At 67.5% G+C, this 16402-nt stretch carries 19 protein-coding genes; 6 read left to right on the top strand and 13 right to left on the bottom strand.

Annotated elements, in window-relative coordinates; genetic code table 11:
- Positions 1–20: 20 nt before the first annotated feature.
- The 5 genes from FBY39_RS14695 to FBY39_RS14715 all read right to left on the bottom strand — a co-directional run bounded on the left by FBY39_RS14695 (position 21) and on the right by FBY39_RS14715 (position 4881).
- Complete coding sequence (locus FBY39_RS14695) at positions 21–1697, bottom strand: ribonuclease J (RefSeq protein WP_141933126.1); 1677 nt, start codon at positions 1695–1697, stop codon at positions 21–23.
- An 85-nt stretch (positions 1698–1782) separates the two neighbouring features.
- Complete coding sequence (gene dapA, locus FBY39_RS14700) at positions 1783–2760, bottom strand: 4-hydroxy-tetrahydrodipicolinate synthase (RefSeq protein WP_141933128.1); 978 nt, start codon at positions 2758–2760, stop codon at positions 1783–1785.
- Between the two features lie 38 nt (positions 2761–2798).
- Positions 2799–3557 carry an SDR family oxidoreductase gene (locus FBY39_RS14705; protein ID WP_141933130.1) on the bottom strand — a complete coding sequence of 253 codons (759 nt, stop codon included), beginning with the start codon at positions 3555–3557 and terminating at the stop codon, positions 2799–2801.
- 5 nt (positions 3558–3562) lie between these two features.
- The gene (locus FBY39_RS14710) at positions 3563–4081 is read right to left on the bottom strand and encodes a dihydrofolate reductase (RefSeq protein WP_141933132.1); all 519 of its coding nucleotides are present in this window, start codon (positions 4079–4081) and stop codon (positions 3563–3565) included.
- Positions 4078–4881 carry a thymidylate synthase gene (locus FBY39_RS14715; RefSeq protein ID WP_141933135.1) on the bottom strand — a complete coding sequence of 268 codons (804 nt, stop codon included), beginning with the start codon at positions 4879–4881 and terminating at the stop codon, positions 4078–4080. Before FBY39_RS14715 ends, FBY39_RS14710 begins: the two co-directional genes overlap by 4 nt.
- A gap of 107 nt (positions 4882–4988) precedes the next feature.
- Between FBY39_RS14715 and FBY39_RS14720 the strand changes: the two genes are divergently transcribed.
- From FBY39_RS14720 to FBY39_RS14735, 4 genes are all read left to right on the top strand, one after another.
- The gene (locus FBY39_RS14720; protein ID WP_141933137.1) at positions 4989–5426 is read left to right on the top strand and encodes a thioredoxin family protein; all 438 of its coding nucleotides are present in this window, start codon (positions 4989–4991) and stop codon (positions 5424–5426) included.
- Positions 5419–6003: a DUF4395 domain-containing protein gene (locus FBY39_RS14725; RefSeq protein WP_141933139.1), complete on the top strand. Its 585-nt coding sequence runs from the start codon at positions 5419–5421 to the stop codon at positions 6001–6003. The genes FBY39_RS14720 and FBY39_RS14725 overlap by 8 nt, the downstream gene beginning before the upstream one ends.
- A gap of 100 nt (positions 6004–6103) precedes the next feature.
- Positions 6104–6529: an OsmC family peroxiredoxin gene (locus tag FBY39_RS14730; RefSeq protein WP_141933141.1), complete on the top strand. Its 426-nt coding sequence runs from the start codon at positions 6104–6106 to the stop codon at positions 6527–6529.
- A complete protein-coding gene (locus FBY39_RS14735) occupies positions 6522–7424 on the top strand; it encodes a TIGR01777 family oxidoreductase (protein ID WP_260838012.1) in 903 nt (300 codons plus the stop codon). The genes FBY39_RS14730 and FBY39_RS14735 overlap by 8 nt, the downstream gene beginning before the upstream one ends.
- Here FBY39_RS14735 and FBY39_RS14740 read toward each other — a convergent pair.
- Both FBY39_RS14740 and dapB read right to left on the bottom strand, forming a co-directional pair.
- On the bottom strand, positions 7421–7867 hold the full coding sequence (locus tag FBY39_RS14740; RefSeq protein ID WP_141933143.1) for a hypothetical protein: 447 nt from the start codon (positions 7865–7867) through the stop codon (positions 7421–7423). The two genes, FBY39_RS14735 and FBY39_RS14740, sit on opposite strands and share 4 nt — an antisense overlap.
- Positions 7864–8676, bottom strand: coding sequence for a 4-hydroxy-tetrahydrodipicolinate reductase (gene dapB / locus FBY39_RS14745; protein WP_141933145.1), 813 nt, complete (start codon positions 8674–8676; stop codon positions 7864–7866). The genes FBY39_RS14740 and dapB overlap by 4 nt, the downstream gene beginning before the upstream one ends.
- A 54-nt stretch (positions 8677–8730) precedes the next feature.
- On the opposite strand from dapB, the gene FBY39_RS14750 reads away from it, so the two are divergent.
- The gene (locus tag FBY39_RS14750; RefSeq protein WP_141933147.1) at positions 8731–9207 is read left to right on the top strand and encodes a GNAT family N-acetyltransferase; all 477 of its coding nucleotides are present in this window, start codon (positions 8731–8733) and stop codon (positions 9205–9207) included.
- Between the two features lie 30 nt (positions 9208–9237).
- Here FBY39_RS14750 and FBY39_RS14755 read toward each other — a convergent pair whose 3' ends face one another.
- From FBY39_RS14755 to FBY39_RS14775, 5 genes are all read right to left on the bottom strand, one after another.
- On the bottom strand, positions 9238–9588 hold the full coding sequence (locus tag FBY39_RS14755) for a hypothetical protein (protein WP_141933150.1): 351 nt from the start codon (positions 9586–9588) through the stop codon (positions 9238–9240).
- A 72-nt stretch (positions 9589–9660) separates the two neighbouring features.
- Entirely contained in the window at positions 9661–9996 is a 336-nt protein-coding gene (locus FBY39_RS14760; RefSeq protein WP_141933152.1) for a hypothetical protein, read from the bottom strand.
- Between the two features lie 56 nt (positions 9997–10052).
- Positions 10053–10655, bottom strand: coding sequence for a histidine phosphatase family protein (locus tag FBY39_RS14765; RefSeq protein ID WP_141933154.1), 603 nt, complete (start codon positions 10653–10655; stop codon positions 10053–10055).
- A gap of 89 nt (positions 10656–10744) precedes the next feature.
- Positions 10745–11776, bottom strand: a complete 1032-nt coding sequence (locus FBY39_RS14770; protein WP_141933157.1) for an aldo/keto reductase — start codon at positions 11774–11776, stop codon at positions 10745–10747.
- A gap of 238 nt (positions 11777–12014) precedes the next feature.
- Positions 12015–14294: a polyribonucleotide nucleotidyltransferase gene (locus FBY39_RS14775; protein ID WP_141933159.1), complete on the bottom strand. Its 2280-nt coding sequence runs from the start codon at positions 14292–14294 to the stop codon at positions 12015–12017.
- Between the two features lie 312 nt (positions 14295–14606).
- On the opposite strand from FBY39_RS14775, the gene FBY39_RS16485 reads away from it, so the two are divergent.
- A complete protein-coding gene (locus tag FBY39_RS16485) occupies positions 14607–14783 on the top strand; it encodes a DUF5302 domain-containing protein (protein ID WP_160133138.1) in 177 nt (58 codons plus the stop codon).
- 50 nt (positions 14784–14833) lie between these two features.
- On the opposite strand, the gene FBY39_RS14780 is transcribed toward FBY39_RS16485, so the two are convergent.
- Positions 14834–16291: a cation:dicarboxylate symporter family transporter gene (locus FBY39_RS14780; protein WP_141933161.1), complete on the bottom strand. Its 1458-nt coding sequence runs from the start codon at positions 16289–16291 to the stop codon at positions 14834–14836.
- Positions 16292–16402: the final 111 nt, after the last annotated feature.

A 16402-nucleotide genomic window follows, 5' to 3' on the forward strand; every position in this document is an offset into this window, starting at 1 on the left:
GTGCCTCTGGAGAAGACGGGTCAGGCCTCGATCACGAGCGGCACGATCATCGGTCGCCGGCGGAGCGACTGGTTGACCCAGCGTCCGATCGTGCGACGGACGACCTGCTGCAGCGCATGCGGGTCACGCACGCCCGACGTGGCGGCATCCGCGAGAGCTGCGGCGATCTTCGGCTTGACGCTGTTGAACACGGCGTCGTCCTCGGCGAAGCCGCGTGCGTGGATCTCGGGTCCCGAGATCACCTTGCCCGTGGAGGCGTCCACCACGACGATGACGGAGATGAAGCCCTCCTCCCCGAGGATCCGGCGATCCTTGAGGTCGGCATCCGTGATCTCGCCGACCGTCGAACCGTCCACATAGACGAAGCCGAGGTCGAGCTGACCCGTCACACGCGCGTCGCCGTCGCGGAGGTCGATGACCGTACCGTTCTCGGCGAGGAAGGTGCGCTCGGGCTCGATGCCCGTGTCCTGAGCGAGCCGGGCGTTCGCCATGAGGTGCCGATACTCGCCGTGGATGGGCAGAACGTTGCGGGGCTTGAGGATGTTGTAGCAGTAGAGAAGCTCACCCGCCGCCGCGTGACCCGACACGTGCACGCGCGCGTTGCCCTTGTGGACGACGTTCGCACCGAGCTTCGTGAGGCCGTCGATGACCCGATAGACGGCGTTCTCGTTGCCGGGGATGAGGCTCGAGGCCAGGATGACGGTGTCGCCGGGACCCGGCTCGATCTCGTGATCGAGATTGGCCATACGGCTGAGCACTGCCATGGGCTCCCCCTGAGAACCCGTCGACATGTAGACGATCCGGTCGTCGGGGAGGTCGCGCGCCTTCTTGTAGTCGATCAAGACGCCCTGCGGGACGTGGAGGTAGCCGAGGTCCTCGGCGATCGTCATGTTCCGCAGCATGCTGCGACCGAGGAGTGCCACACGTCGCCCGTGAGCCGCCGCGGCATCCAGAACCTGCTGCACGCGGTGCACGTGACTCGAGAAGCTCGCGACGATGACGCGGCGGGGAGCCTTCGCGATCACCTGCTCCAGAACGGGGCCGATCTCGCGCTCGAGCGGGGTGAATCCCGGCACGTCGGCGTTGGTCGAATCGACGAGGAAAAGATCCACGCCCTCTTCGCCGAGACGCGAGAAGGCGCGGAGGTCGGTCAGCCGACCGTCGAGCGGCAGCTGATCCATCTTGAAGTCACCTGTCGCGAGGACGAGGCCGGCCGGCGTGCGGATCGCCACGGCGAGCGCGTCGGGGATCGAGTGGTTGACGGCGATGAACTCGAGATCGAAGGGTCCGAGCTGTTCCTTCTGACCCTCGCGGACCGTCAGGGTGTACGGCTTGATCCGGTGCTCCTTGAGCTTCGCCTCGACGAGCGCCAGCGTGAGGCCGGATCCGATGAGCGGGAGCTCCCGATTGAGCTTCAAGAGGTAGGGCACCGCTCCGATGTGGTCCTCGTGACCGTGCGTGAGGACGACGCCGACGACATCATCGAGACGGTGCTTGATCGGCTCGAAGTCGGGCAGGATCAGATCGACACCCGGCTGGTGCTCCTCAGGGAAGAGCACTCCGCAGTCGACGATGAGGAGCTTGCCCTCGTACTCGAAGACGGTCATGTTGCGGCCGACCTCGCCCAGTCCACCCAGGGGCGTCACCCGGAGGGTTCCGGGTTCGAGGACGGGCGGTTCGAACGGGCTGGTGGGCATCGTGGCCTCCTCGATAGACCACCTCGCGGTGGCTCTCTTCTTCCGGATGCGCTGGCATCCTGTCTTGTCTGCGTGTGACGGGCAGCTATCTCGTCGTGCCCGAAACCTTCGGAAGTGCTCCGCCGGCAGCCGCGTTCCGGTCCGGCCGGAAGTTGGAGAAGTCGGCCCCCGCGACATCGACGACGAGAGCGAGTTCGTCCTCGATCTTGGCGGCTTCCCACTCTTCGGGGCCGACCAGCGGAAGGCGTACTCGAGGGCTGCTGATCCGGCCCAGCCCGTGAAGGATGTACTTGGCCGAGACCGTGCCGGGCACGTGGGTCATGACGGCCCGCACGAGCGGCTCGAGCTTGCGGTGGGCCGCCGTCGCCGTCGCGAGGTCGCCGGCGTTGACCGCGTCGACGATCGCGCGATACGGAGCGGGGGCGATGTTGGCCGTGACGCCGACGAGTCCCGCCGCCCCGATCGAGAGATGCGGGAGCACGTTGGCGTCGTCTCCGGAGAAGTACAGCAGATCGGTCTGGTTGAGGACGCGGCTGACTTCGGAGAAGTCGCCTTTCGCGTCCTTGATCGCCAGGATGTTCGGATGCTTGGCGAGGCGGAGGATCGTCTCATAGCGGATCGGGACGCCGGTGCGCCCGGGGATGTCGTAGAGGATGACCGGCAGGTCGGTCGCGTCGGCGACGAGGCGGAAGTGCGTCAGGATGCCCGCCTGGGTCGGCTTGTTGTAATACGGCGTGACGATCATGATGCCGTCGGCACCGGCGCGTTCGCTCGCCTTGTAGAGCTCGATCGCGTGCGCGGTCTCGTTCGATCCGCCACCCGTGATGATCTTCGCGCGACCGGCCGCGACCTGCTTGCCGACCTCGACGAGCCTGATCTTCTCGGCATCCGTCAGGGTGCTGGTCTCGCCCGTCGTGCCGGTCACGACGATGCCGTCGGCTCCCGCGCCGATGACGTCGTCGATGTGCTTCTCCACCGCGGGCCAGTCGACTTCGCCGTCGGCGGTCATGGGAGTGACCAGCGCGACGAGGACCTGTCCGAAGGGGTTGCCCGAATGCGTCATGGTCCCAGGCTATCGGGATGCCGGCGGGGCGGACACGCTCACCGTCCGCTCTCCCCCGCCCGGGCGGCGAGCGAAGAGGGCAGGATGCGGGTGAGACCCACGAGGAGCTTGTACTTCAGAGAAGGAACCGAGACGGCCTTGCCTCTCGCGGCATCCCGCAGCGATTCGGCGACCACTCGCGGGGCGTTCAGCCACATCCACCCCGGCACCCCCTCATGACCCGGCGGGAGTCCCGCGCGCTCGTGGAAGTTGGTGTGCGTGAAGCCGGGGCAGACGGCTGTCACCGTGACACCCTTGGGCCCATAGCGACCGTTCGCCCACCTGCTGAAGCTGATGACCCACCCCTTGACGGCGCCGTATGTCGATCTCGGGATGAATCCCGCGACCGACGCGATGTTGAGGATGCGACCGCTTCCCCGCGCGAGCATCGGCGTCAGTGCCGCGTGCATGAGGCGCATGGGCACTTCGACGTGCAGCGCGAGGTGACGGGCCTCCTCGTCGATGTCATTCCGCTCGAACGCGAGCGGCAATCCGTATCCGGCGTTGTTGACGAGGATCTCGACAGGACGATCGGGATCCGCCAGACGCTTCTCGACCTTCGCGCGTTGGTCGGGGTCGAGGAGATCCGCGACGAGGATCTCGATCGCCGCTCCCGATGGCCGCAACTCGGCCGCGACGGCGTCGAGGGCCGCGCCGTCGCGCGCGACGAGGACGAGGTCGGCTCCGCGTGCCGCGAGCTGTCGTGCGTACTCCGCGCCAAGCCCGGAGCTCGCTCCCGTGATGAGGGCGGTCGCCATAGAGGTCAGTCTCCGTGTTCGGAGGGAGAGGGCCGCGCCAACCGGAGGAAGCGGTAGCGGATGCCTGTGCGGGATGTCGCCCATCCCGTGTCGGGCTCCTCCGCCGTGATCTCCCATCCCTCCCGCGAGGGAGCGAACGTGTCGCCCTCCACCTCGAGATCGAGCTCCGTGACTTCGAGGAGGTCGGCTCGTCCGATGGCCTCCCGGAAGAGCCCTCCCCCGCCGATGACCCAGACCCGGCCCGGTCCCGCGAGAGCCAGACCATCGTCGAGGGACGCGGCGGATTCCGCACCTTCACCGCTCCACTGTTCGTTGCGCGTCACGACGATGTTGCGCCGACCGGGAAGAGGTCGGTATCGCTCCGGAAAGCTCTCCCATGTGCGTCGCCCCATGACGACCGGGGCGCCCATCGTCACAGACTTGAAATGGGCGAGGTCCTCCGGGACGCTCCACGGCATTCCGCCGTCGGCGCCGATCACGCCGCCACGCGCCTCCGCCCAGACCAGTCCGACGCTCGTGCTCATACGGCGACGGCGGCCCGGATGGCGGGATGGTGTTGATAGTCCTCGACGACGAAGTCTTCGTATCGGTAGTCGAAGATCGAATCCGGCGTGCGTGCGAAGCGGAGCTTCGGGGCGGGATACGGATCTCGCGTGAGCTGCTCGCGCACCTGCTCGACGTGGTTGTCGTAGACGTGGCAGTCGCCGCCGGTCCACACGAAATCACCCGGCTCGAGTCCCGTCTGCTGCGCGATCATGAGGGTCAGCAGGGCGTACGAGGCGATGTTGAACGGAACGCCGAGGAACATGTCGGCGCTCCGCTGATAGAGCTGGCATGAGAGCTTGCCGTCGGCGACGTAGAACTGGAAGAGCGCGTGACACGGCGCGAGGGCCATGTCGGGGATGTCCGCGGGATTCCACGCCGACACGATGAGCCGCCGAGAGTCGGGGGTCGCGCGGATGTCGCGGACGACCTGCGCGATCTGATCGATCGTCCCGCCGTCCGCAGTCGGCCAGGACCGCCACTGCACGCCGTAGACGGGACCGAGCTCGCCCGCCTCGTCGGCCCACTCGTCCCAGATCGTCACGCCGTTCTCGCGCAGCCAGCCCACATTCGACTCACCGCGCAGGAACCACAGCAGCTCGTACGCGATGGACTTGAAGTGGACGCGCTTGGTCGTGATGAGCGGGAATCCTTCGCAGAGGTCGAATCGGATCTGCCGCCCGAAAACGCTCGTCGTGCCGGTGCCCGTGCGGTCATCCTTGTGCACTCCGTGGGCGAGCACGTCGCGGAGCAGGTCCTCGTAGGGCGTGGGAATCGTCACGCGTGACACGATACCCGCGGCCGGGCGGGGGCGGCCGATCACGCCGCCGCCCGTAACAAATCGGCATCCTGACCTCGCTGCTCCGATTGCGGTTAGTCTGATCGACTGTGAACCACGTCGGCGCCATCATCGCGATCACTGCGCTGCTCGCTGTGACCGTGGGACTCGGCCTCTACCTCCAGTGGCGTCAGAACCGTCCGCAGCGGCACATCCGGCACGAGGTCGTCAAGCCGCAGCGCCTGGGCGCCGAAGCCCTCGGCGAGGTGGCGACGCTCCTCCAGTTCAGCACCGAAACGTGCGCCAAGTGCCCGGGCGTGCACCGCACGCTCTCAGCCATCGCCGACTCACGCGAAGGGGTGCTCCACCTCGACGTCGATCTGTCGCACCGGCCCGACATCGCCAAGCACTTCCACGTGCTCCAGACGCCGACGACCCTCGTCCTCGATCGCGAAGGCGTCATCCGCACGCGCTTCGGCGGGGCGCCCAGCCGCGACGTGCTCGAACTCGAGCTCAATCGCCTGAGCGACGTGGCATCCCGTGTCTGAGGAAACCGCACGGCGGGGCATCGACCCCAGGGGTCCGCGTTTCACCGCCGGGATCACCTCGGTCCTCCTGCTCGTCGCGATCTTCCTGAGTCTTACCGGCCCCGCCGAACCCCCGACCTTCGGGTGGTTCGCCTACCAGCCCCTGTCGGGGAGCGTCTTCGCCCCGAGCGGAGACTTCGCCTTCGTTGCCGGCTACGACAACTTCTGGGCACGCGCAACCACGCCAGCGTTCCTCATGCTGCTCCTGATCGCACTCCTCTTCTTGTGGGGCGTGATCTCGCCGCGAACGTCGCCATGGAGCATCCTGTACCGGAAGGTTGTCCAGCCGCGCCTGCGACCGCCCGCCGAGCTGGAGGATCCGCGTCCGCCGCGCTTCGCGCAGGGCGTCGGACTCTTCGTCGTCGGCCTGGGGCTGGTGCTGCACCTCCTCGGCGTGCCGGCGGCCCTCACGGTCGCGGGGTCCCTGGCGTTCGTGGCAGCGTTCCTCAACGCCGCGTTCGGCGTGTGCCTCGGCTGCATGATGTACCTGCTGCTGCAGCGGTGGGGGCTGGTCGGCCGCGCGCACCCCGCGATCTGACCGTCGACGGCCGCGCTGTCATCGCGTAGGGCGGACCCCGCCGTTAGGCTGACGACGAGGCATCCGGATCACGGGCGCCCGCCGACGAAGGAGGCTCCCGATGACCGTCACGAGCGAAGCAACCACCGCCTGGAACGGCAGCCTGTTCGAGGGATCGGGCGATGTCCGACTCGTCTCCTCGGGTCAGGGCCCCTTCGACGTCAACTGGAAGGCGCGCAGCGAGGGATCTGCCTCGGTGACCACGCCGGAGGAGCTCATCGCCGCCGCGCACTCGTCGTGCTTCAGCATGGCTCTCGCGAACGCCCTGAGCGAGAACGGCACTCCCCCGACCTCGATCGACACGACGGCATCCGTCACGTTCAAGCCCGGCACCGGTATCACCGGCAGCCACCTCAATGTCAACGCGACGGTGCCGGGCCTCGACGCGACGGACTTCGAGCGCATCGCGCAGGCCGCCAAGTCGGGCTGCCCCGTTTCACAGGCCCTCGCCGGCATCGAGATCACCCTCGAGGCGACGCTTGCCTGATCCCGGCCACATCGTCGTCGCCGGGTCGTCCGGCCTCATCGGCCGTGCACTGGTGGATAGCCTTCGCGGTGACGGTATCCGCGTGACCCGGCTCGTCCGGCACGCTCCGACCGCTCCCGACGAGGTGGAATGGCTGACAGACGCCTCTCCCCTCGACCCCGCCGTCATCGAGGGGGCGACGGCGGTCGTCGGGCTCAACGGTGCGACGATCGGCCGCTTCCCGTGGACTCCCCGGTACAAGAACACACTTCTGTGGTCGCGCATCACCCCTACGCGGGCGCTCGCGCGCGCCGTGCGCCAACTCGGCTCCGACGCACCCGCATTCGTTTCCGCCTCGGCCGCCGGCTGGTACGGCTCCGTTCCCGGCGTCCGCCTGACAGAGACCTCGCCGCGCGGGGAGACATTCCTCGCGGACCTCTGCGGTGAGTGGGAGGGCGCGGCCTACGCGGCAGGAGACGATGCGCGGGTCGCGACTCTGCGAACGGCACCCATCGTCCATCGCGACGGTGTCCTCAAGCCGCTCCTTCTCCTCACGAAGCTCGGCGTCAGCGGACCGATCGGCAAAGGCACGCAGGTCTGGCCGTGGATCTCGCTCGACGACGAGGTGCGTGCCATCCGTCATGTCATCGATCACCGCCTCACGGGACCCGTCAATCTCGCAGGGCCGACGGCGGCAACCGCCAACGACCTGGGGTTTGCGCTGGCGGTGCGGATGAATCGTCCGTTCCTCGTGCGCGCGCCCGAGTGGGGGCTGAAGCTCGTCCTCGGAAAGGATGCCACCGAGGGGCTCCTCACGACGGACGCGGACGTCGCACCCGACGTGCTCACGGCATCAGGATTCGAGTTCTCCCACCCTGACGTCACGTCGGCCGTCGCCGCGGCCGTGCCCGCCTAACGCCGGGACGCGGATTCGAGGCGGATCGCCGTGCGCACGGCTTCGCGTGCACGACGACGGTCACCGGCAGCGTCGTAGGCGAGCCCCAACCGGTACCACGCGCGCCAGTCGTCGGGGTTCGCCTCGACCTCGGATCGGTAGCGCGGGAAGACGGCCTCGCCATCGGCGCGGACGACGCGTCCGCTCGGACGGACCATGACCTCGTCATCGGGGAGGGCGTCGTCCTCTTCCAGGCGCCCCGCCAGCTGCTGTGCACGTATGCCGAACCACAACTCGCGCCCGAGAGCCCAGATCGCCACGATCGGCAGGACGATGAGGGCGGCGCCCATCGCGATCCCGATGGGGTCGCCGCTCAGCACGAGCAGGACGGCCCGCTGTCCGACGAGGCCGATGTAGACCACGAGCAGCACCGCCATGACGACGACGCCGATGCGCGCGCTCACGTACTGGTCACGCCCGCGACCTGGCCGGAGACCGCGCCGTCGTCGACGGGTCGCCCCTCCCGCGCGCCGGGAAGGCGCAGGGCGATGTCGAGGAAGGCATCCAGGCCGACAACGACGCCAACGGTGTCACGCGCGGCGGTGAGTGCGATTCGGATGCCGGGGGCATAGGCCTGCGCGGGATGCACCGTGTCGTGCACGATCGAGAGCGCTTCCCCCGGCCCAGACAGGATCGTCTCCTGTCTGGCCACGACGCCGGGGCGCCGCAGGGAGTGGATCGGGACGCTCGCGACCCGCTGGCCGCGTGCGCGCTGGTCGACGTGAGGCGACTCCACGGGGCCCACATCGGAGCGAGCCGCCGCGATGAGCTCGGCCGTGCGGACGGCCGTTCCGCTCGGAGAGTCGATCTTCGTCTCGCGATGAGCCTCGACGATCTCGATGGAGGGAAAGAACGGTGCTGCGGCCGCAGAGAGGGCCGAGCCGAGGACGGACCCGAGTGAGAAGTTCGGGATGAAGACCGCGCCGGTTCCCGCCGCGTCGACGAGCGGGCGAACGAGAGCGATGCGCTCCGCCGACCACCCCGACGTGCCCACGAGCAGGTTGAGTCCGCGCTCGACGGCCGCGCGGACGACGTCGATCGACACAGCCGGCGTCGACGCGTCGATGACGAGGTCCGCCCCGTCGAGTTCTGCGAGGTCCGACTGGGAAGAAAGGACCGCGACGATCTCGAATCCCTCTTCGTTCTCGACGACCTCGCGGATGATCCCGCCGAGCTTTCCCGTACCGCCCACGATGGCTACGCGCGTCGTCATGACCCCATCCTACGGTCGACACCGGTGGTGTCCGCGGCGTCGTAGCCTGGAGGGATGGTCCGCCTCCGCGATGCATCCGTCGACGCGCCCGAGTCGCATGAGCTCCTCTCCGAGTACTTCCACTCACGCGAGCTCGGCTTCGCGCATCAGAACGTCGTCTACACGATCCGCTTCCCCGACCCGGCGCTGTACGTTCCGCCGACGGGAGTCTTCGTGCTCGTGGACGACGACGACGAGCATCCGGTGGGCTGCGGCGGCATCCGCCTGATCCCCGACGGCCCCCACGGACGCCGCTACGAGGTCAAGCACCTATACCTCCGACCGTCCACGCGCGGCCGCGGATGGGGCGCTCTCCTCCTGGCCGACCTCGAAGACCGTGCACGGCAGCTGGGCGCGCAAGAACTCGTGCTCGATACGCACCACTCGCTCGAGGCTGCGGCGGGCCTGTACGCCAAGGCCGGCTTCGTCGCGATCGACCCCTACAACGACAACCCGAACGCGACGCGCTGGTACGGGAAGGTGCTCGAGTAGGGCGGGTCAGACGGGCTGAGCCGGGGAAAGTCACTCATCTGACGAGTCGCTGGTCTGGGAGAGGAACTCGCTCGGGTCGTAGCGCACGTAGCGGATGAACACGATCAGCACCGCGACCAACGCCCCGGCGATCAGGGCGACCGTACCCCAGAGGAACGGGTAGGCGACGGCAAGCACACTCATGACGCCGCCGCTGACGGCCAACACCACCGCGCCGAGGATGCATCCCGCCACGACGGATCCACGGCGGGAGGAGATCCACATCTCGCGCAGCGTGTCCGGACGGCTCAGCCGCCAGTGGACGATCGCGGGGAATGCGACCGAGAGCACCAGGCTCAGGACAACCACCGCCCACGCCCCGACGACCTGAAATGTACTCACGCGAGGGAGCCTAGACTCCGCACGCCGCGCGACGAGCGCCAGGGCGCTCTTGCCGAACCGGCACCAGGCGTCCTAGGCGATGCCGGGGAACTGCATGATGTTCATGACGCACGCGACGAACGTCACGACGAGCGCGAGCAAGAAGAGCACCCAACGGCGCGAGAGGAACGCGAGGACGACATCCCCCGCCGACAGGACCAGGAGGAGGCCGGAAGCGATCCTCCACGCTTCTATGCCCTCCGCATTCACTGTGCCTCCCAGAGCGGCACCGAGCCCGAGACCGAACAGTGCCCACGCTTGCCGAAGGGTGAAGAGCACGATCACGCCGAAGAGCACCCACCCGAGTCGGCCGCACACCATCCTCCATGTCACGGAAGGTACGTCCTCCACGGATGTCGGCGTTGTCATGGCGAGAAGGATGATGTCAGCGCGACGGATTCGGGAGGGTGCTCGGGTAGCCCGGGTCAGACGGGCGGGGCCTCGGGGAGTCCCGTGCGCAGCTCGAACGGCAGGTGCGCGAGGTCGTTGTGCGAGACGAGCGCCCAGGGCCGGCCTTTGCGCTGCGCGAGCACCGTGAGTCCGCAGTTCGCCTGATTCAGCGTCATCCAGCGCCACGCGGGAGCCTGGAGGACCTCTCGTACGAACCAGCTGATGACGAAGTTGTGTGTGATGAGGAGCTCGTGCACTTCGCCGCTCTTACGCACGAGGAACTCGCTGACGGCGTCCTCCATCTGCGCGCTGCCCGCCTCGATCTCGGCCTCAGTGACGCTGCCGAAGAAGGGCTCGAAGACAGCCGGCGTCTCCTCCGTCATCCCTGTCGGGACGCAGTCGAACAAGAGAGCTGACGGCTGGGGCGAGAGCGACGGCATGCGGTCGGCCACCGCACTCGCGGTCTGGGCCGCCCTCATGAGGGGCGAGTGCCACACGGCGTCGAAGGGGACGCCGGACAGTCGGTCGGCGATGAGCGCCGCCTGCCTCCGCCCGCGCGGAGACAGCGGTCCGTCGACCAGGCCGTGCTCGGCATCCTGATGCTCACCATGCCGCACGAGATAGATGTAGTGCGTCACGCGATCACTCCGTCGGAAATCGTCACGCCCGTAGACAGGCGCTCTTCCACCCTATGCCACCGTCTCAGCGGAGGCGGGGAAACACTCACTCACTCCGTCGCGCGGGCGATCTCGGTGAGCTGGGATCGGCTGAGCCGCACGCCGACGCCCTGCACGAGTTCCTCGACGTGCTGCGGCGCATAGGCGTTGACGATGGGTGCGGTGACGAGTTTCTGGGCGAGGAGCCACGCGACCGCGACCGCCGCGTCGGGCACGCCGAGCTCGTCGCCGACCGTGTCGAGCGCCCGTAGCGTGCGGTTGCCCCGCCGATTGAGATTGGCCGCGATCTGGGCACTTCGCACCGAGAGTCCGCCGCGGCTGCGCGAGCGATGACGGCCCGCGAGGAAGCCGTGCTCCAGCGCGTGCGATGGCGTCACGGCCATGCTCTGCGCGTCGGCGACGAGTCGCAGGTCGGGATCGAACTCATGGCGACGGACCACATTGAAGGGGACGTCGAGCACGGTGATCCGCGGGAACCCCGCGGAGGAGAAGATCCTCGCTTCGACGAGTTGCGCCGCGGTGTACCCGGTCGCGCCCACGGCGCGGACCTTGCCGGCGCCGATGAGCCATTCCACCGTCGCCAGGGTGTCTTCGAGAGCCGTCGTCGAGTCCGTCGCCGCGTCGAGGTACAGAACATCGATGCGGTCGGTGCGCAGACGCGTCAGCGATGCCTCCACCGCGCGCACGAGGCTCACCGGCCCCAGTCCGGGATTGTCGGGGTGTCCGCCGATCCGGATGGCCGCAACGATGTCGTCGCGCACGCCGCGTGAGTGCATCCACTGCCCGATGATGTGCTCACTGCGACCCGCGGAGAACCTGTCCGCAGTGTGGATGAAATTCCCGCCGCGTTCCGCGTAGGCATCGAGGATCTCGTGACTGGATTCGAGGTCGACGTTCCAGCCGAACTCCGCACCGCCGAGGATGAGAGGGAAGACGGAAAAGCCGGACTCGCCGAGTGCGACGCGGATGCCCTCACCGATCGAAGGGCCTTGCACGGGAATCGGAGCCGACGGGTGCACGAAAGGAGCCACGACAGCGGGGCTCGGAGAAACGCTGTCGGTGCGTACGCCGAAACTACTCATCTCCACCCCCTGACGCTGCCCGTTGGCATCGTGCCCTTGTGATCCATCGCCCCCCGGCGCCGGTTAATGATGAGGATAGGACAGACCTCCGACCGCGCAGCGACATGCGGCATCCTGTCGGTAAACATTGAATAACGCTTCGGTCACGGCGGGCGAGGTTTCGTCGGTCGTTTGCTCACCCTCACGCACGATGCCCGCCTCCGGATGAGCCGGAGGCGGGCATCGTGTCGAAACGGGATCAGCCTTCGGCGGGCGCCTCGGGGCCTTCGCTCGCGGCGTCGCGACCCTCCTGGTCGGCAGCCTCTTCGACGACCGGCTCGAGCGACAGCTTGCCGCGGTCGTCGATCTTCGTGATCCGGACGAGGAGCTTCTGGCCCACACCGAGGACGTCTTCGACGTTCTCGACACGCTTGCCACCGGCGAGCTTGCGGACCTCGCTGACGTGGAGCAGTCCGTCCTTGCCCGGGAGGAGCGAAACGAACGCACCGAAGGTCGCGATCTTGACGACGGTTCCGAGGAACTGCTCGCCCACCTCGGGGTTGGTCGGGTTGGCGATCGCGTTGACCTGCGCCCGCGCGGCCTCTGCCGCAGGACCGTCGGTCGCGCCGATGTAGACGGTGCCGTCTTCCTCGATCGAGATCTGCGCACCGGTCTCGTCCTGGATCGCGTTGATCGTCTTGCCCTTCGGGCCGATCAGCTCACCGATCTTGTCGACGGGGATCTGGACGCTGATGACGCGCGGCGCCGTCGGAGCCATCTCGTCGGGTCCGTCGATCGCCTCGTTGAGCACGTTGAGGATCGTGATGCGGGCCTCGTGCGCCTGCTGCAGGGCAGCAGTGAGCACCGACGAAGGGATGCCGTCGAGCTTCGTGTCCAGCTGGATGGCGGTGACGAACTCGCTCGTGCCCGCGACCTTGAAGTCCATGTCGCCCAGCGCGTCTTCGGCGCCGAGGATGTCGGTCAGTGCCGCGTAGCGCGTCTGGCCGTCGACCTCGTCGGAGACGAGACCCATCGCGATGCCCGCGACGGGGGCGCGCAGCGGCACACCCGCGTTGAGGAGCGAGAGCGTCGATGCGCAGACCGAGCCCATCGAGGTGGACCCGTTCGAGCTGAGAGCCTCGGACACCTGACGGATCGCGTACGGGAACTCCTCGCGGCTCGGGAGCACCGGCACGAGGGCGCGCTCGGCGAGGAAGCCGTGCCCGATCTCGCGGCGCTTGGGCGAACCGACGCGACCGGTCTCACCGGTCGAGTACGGCGGGAAGTTGTAGTGGTGCATGTAGCGCTTGCTGGTCGTGGGCGACAGCGAGTCGATCTGCTGCTCCATCTTCAGCATGTTGAGCGTCGTGACACCCAGAATCTGGGTCTCACCACGCTGGAAGATGGCCGAGCCGTGCACGCGCGGAATGACCTGGACCTCGGCGTCGAGCGGACGGATGTCGGCCAGACCGCGGCCGTCGATGCGCACGCCCTCGGCGAGGATGCGACCGCGCACGATGGTCTTGGTGACCGACTTGTACGCACCCGAGAACTCGAGCGTCGCGACGGCGGGGAGCTCCCCGGCTTCGACGGCGGCGAGGAGCTGAGCCTTGACGTCGTCCTTGATGGCCTCGTCGGCGCTCTGGCGCTCCTGCTTGTCGGCGATCTGGTACACCGGCACGAGACGGTCGTAGGCGCGACCCGCGACGAAGTCGTAGACCTCCTGGCTGTAGGCCGGGAAGACCGGGTAGGGCTGGATCTCCTTGGCGGAGGTGTTCGCCACGACGTTCTGAGCGGCGACGAGCTCCTTGATGAACGGCTTCGAGGCCTCGAGGCCCTGAGCGACGATCTCCTCGTTCGGCTTCGTCGCGCCGGCCTTGATGAGGTTCCAGCTGTTCTCGGTGGCCTCGGCCTCGACCATCATGATCGCGACGTCGCCGTCGTCGAGCACGCGTCCGGCGACGATGAGGTCGAAGACCGCCTCGTCGACCTGTGCGGCCGTGGGGAACGCAACCCACTGGTCGGCGTGCTCACCGTGACCGGGGATGAGCGCCAGGCGCACACCCGCGATGGGACCGGAGAACGGCAGACCCGAGATCTGAGTCGACAGCGACGCGGCGTTGATCGCCAGCGCGTCGTAGTACTCGCCCGGCGCGATCGAGAGCACCGTGACGACGATCTGGACCTCGTTGCGGAGGCCGTCGACGAACGACGGGCGCAGCGGGCGGTCGATGAGACGGCAGACGAGGATCGCCTCGGTCGAGGGACGACCCTCACGACGGAAGAACGAACCGGGGATCTTTCCCGCGGCGTACGAACGCTCTTCGACGTCGACCGTGAGCGGGAAGAAGTCGAAGCCCTCGCGGGGGTGCTTTCCGGCGCTCGTGGCCGACAGCAGCATCGTCTCCTCATCGAGGTACGCGGCGACCGCGCCCTGCGCCTGCTGTGCGAGGCGCCCCGTCTCGAAGCGGACGGTACGGGTGCCGAAACGTCCGTTGTCGAGGACAGCTTCGGCGGCAGTGATTTCTGGACCTTCCAAGAGGTCTCTCCTTCTTTGTTTTGCCTCGCTCGCCCGTGTGGCGCGCGAGGTTTCGCGAAGGAGCAGGAACAGGCAGATTATGGGCGCGCGACGAATCGTGTCCGCGGGACCGCCTGCACTGGTCACCAGTAGAAAGCCACCCTCCGCACCGGGAGAGGAACCCACCACAGGGGACCAGCTTCCTGCCGGCCTGCTCCATGAGCTCATATGAAATTGAGCGGATGCCACAAGGGCAACCCGCCCAAGCCTACCAGGGGCACCCATGATCGGCGATCAGTGGCGCCCTGCGGACCTCATGATTAGGTTGGGCACATGAGCACCGAAGACAAGACCGCCGCCTCCGAGGAGATGAAGCGCAAGTTCAAGGAGGCGCTCGACAAGAAGAACGCCCAGCACCGGGACGGAGAGGCCCACCTCGACGGCGACTCCGCCGTTCACGGCACCCACGGCGCGGTGACCAAGCGGGAGTTCCGCCGCAAGAGCGGCTGACGCATCAATGAGGGACCGGTCGCTCGCGCGACCGGTCCCTCATTTCGTGTTCAACGCCGGGCGAGTGCCGCCTCGCGTTCGCGCACGCGCTGCTCTTTGGCGGCGGCCTCCGCGACGGCCGCTTCCTCCAGCCCCTGCGTCCCCACGGCGTCCGTCCTCGTCGACATGCCGTCGTGATCGTGCCCGGACATCGTCGACTCGTCGAACGGGCGCTCCCCCGCGAGAACGGCTCGGGCCTGGTCTTTGTCGAATTCCTTGACCCAGGTGCCGATGAGGACGGTCGCGACGGCATTGCCGGTGAAGTTCGTGACGGCGCGTCCTTCCGACATGAAGCGGTCGATCCCGACGATGACGCCGACCCCGTTGACGAGATCCGGACGGAAGGCCTGCAGTCCGCCGGCGAGCGTCGCGAGGCCTGCCCCGGTCACACCGGCAGCGCCCTTGGAGGCGACCACCATGAAGACCAGCAGGCCGATCTGCTCGGGAATCGACATCGGCATGCCCATCCCCGCCGCGATGAACAGCGACGCCATGGTGAGGTAGATCGCGGTGCCGTCGAGGTTGAACGAGTACCCGGTGGGCACGGTGATGCCCACGACGGGCTTCGAAACGCCGAGGTGCTCCATCTTCGCGATGAGTCGCGGCAAGGCGGACTCGGACGACGAGGTGCCGACGATCAGCAGGTACTCGCGCCCCAGGTACTTCATGAGCTTCAGGATGTTGATGCGCGCGACCGCCCACAGGAGTGTGCCGAGGATCGCGAAGATGAACAGCGCACAGGTGATGTAGAACGCGATCATGAGGACGCCGAGGCTGATGATCGCCGCGAAGCCGGTCTTGCCGACGACTGCGGCGATCGCGCCGAAAGCGCCCAGCGGTGCGAGCCACAGGATCATGCCGAGAATGCGGAATACGAGGGTCTGCAGCTGCTTGACGGCGAACATGATCGGCTCGCCGCGCTTTCCGAGCCCCTGGAGCGCGAACCCCACGAGGAGCGCGATGAACAGCACCTGCAGGACGCTCTCACCCGTGAACGCCGAGAAGAAGGTCGTGGGGATGATCCCCATGATGAACTCGGTCGTCGTCTTCGCCTCGACGTTCGAGGTGTCGTACGTCGAGCTCGACATGTCCAGTCCCTCGCCGGGGTGGATGATGTTGCCCACGACGAGGCCGATGAACAGGGCGAACGTCGTCATGATCATGAAGTAGAGGAGCGCCAGCCCGCCGATCTTGCCGACCGTCGCGGCCTTGGCGATGGATCCGACGCCGACGACGATCGTGCAGAAGATGATCGGCGCGATCATCATCTTGATCAGGTTGACGAACGCCTTGCCGATCGGCTCGAGCCCTTCGGCGAACGCCGGCCAGATGAGCCCGACGGCCGCGCCGAGGACCACAGCGATGATCACCGACACGTAGAGCCACGTGTGCCGGTCCCATGAGCGCTTTCCTCGTCGCCAATTGAACCCGGGGATAGTGAAGGATGTGGTGCGGGTCGAGAGAGCCATCGTCGCCTCCTGTCAGCGGACGGTCATCGTCCGGTTTCCGACCTTCGTGGCCGTGACATCAGCGTGGGACTCATCGCACTGCAGGACGATTTGTGGTCGTATTGGTCGCGG

Origin of the sequence: Microbacterium sp. SLBN-146, from assembly GCF_006715145.1 — a bacterium.
Lineage (GTDB): Bacteria > Actinomycetota > Actinomycetes > Actinomycetales > Microbacteriaceae > Microbacterium.

Bases quoted from the DNA above. Each gene is read 5' to 3' on its own strand.
- FBY39_RS14695 (WP_141933126.1), bottom strand. From the start codon at position 1,697: ATGCCCACCAGCCCGTTCGAACCGCCCGTCCTCGAACCCGGAACCCTC.
- dapA (WP_141933128.1), bottom strand. From the start codon at position 2,760: ATGACGCATTCGGGCAACCCCTTCGGACAGGTCCTCGTCGCGCTGGTC.
- FBY39_RS14705 (WP_141933130.1), bottom strand. From the start codon at position 3,557: ATGGCGACCGCCCTCATCACGGGAGCGAGCTCCGGGCTTGGCGCGGAG.
- FBY39_RS14710 (WP_141933132.1), bottom strand. From the start codon at position 4,081: ATGAGCACGAGCGTCGGACTGGTCTGGGCGGAGGCGCGTGGCGGCGTG.
- FBY39_RS14730 (WP_141933141.1), top strand. From the start codon at position 6,104: ATGACCGTCACGAGCGAAGCAACCACCGCCTGGAACGGCAGCCTGTTC.
- dapB (WP_141933145.1), bottom strand. From the start codon at position 8,676: ATGACGACGCGCGTAGCCATCGTGGGCGGTACGGGAAAGCTCGGCGGG.
- FBY39_RS14750 (WP_141933147.1), top strand. From the start codon at position 8,731: ATGGTCCGCCTCCGCGATGCATCCGTCGACGCGCCCGAGTCGCATGAG.
- FBY39_RS14760 (WP_141933152.1), bottom strand. From the start codon at position 9,996: ATGACAACGCCGACATCCGTGGAGGACGTACCTTCCGTGACATGGAGG.
- FBY39_RS14770 (WP_141933157.1), bottom strand. From the start codon at position 11,776: ATGAGTAGTTTCGGCGTACGCACCGACAGCGTTTCTCCGAGCCCCGCT.
- FBY39_RS16485 (WP_160133138.1), top strand. From the start codon at position 14,607: ATGAGCACCGAAGACAAGACCGCCGCCTCCGAGGAGATGAAGCGCAAG.
- FBY39_RS14780 (WP_141933161.1), bottom strand. From the start codon at position 16,291: ATGGCTCTCTCGACCCGCACCACATCCTTCACTATCCCCGGGTTCAAT.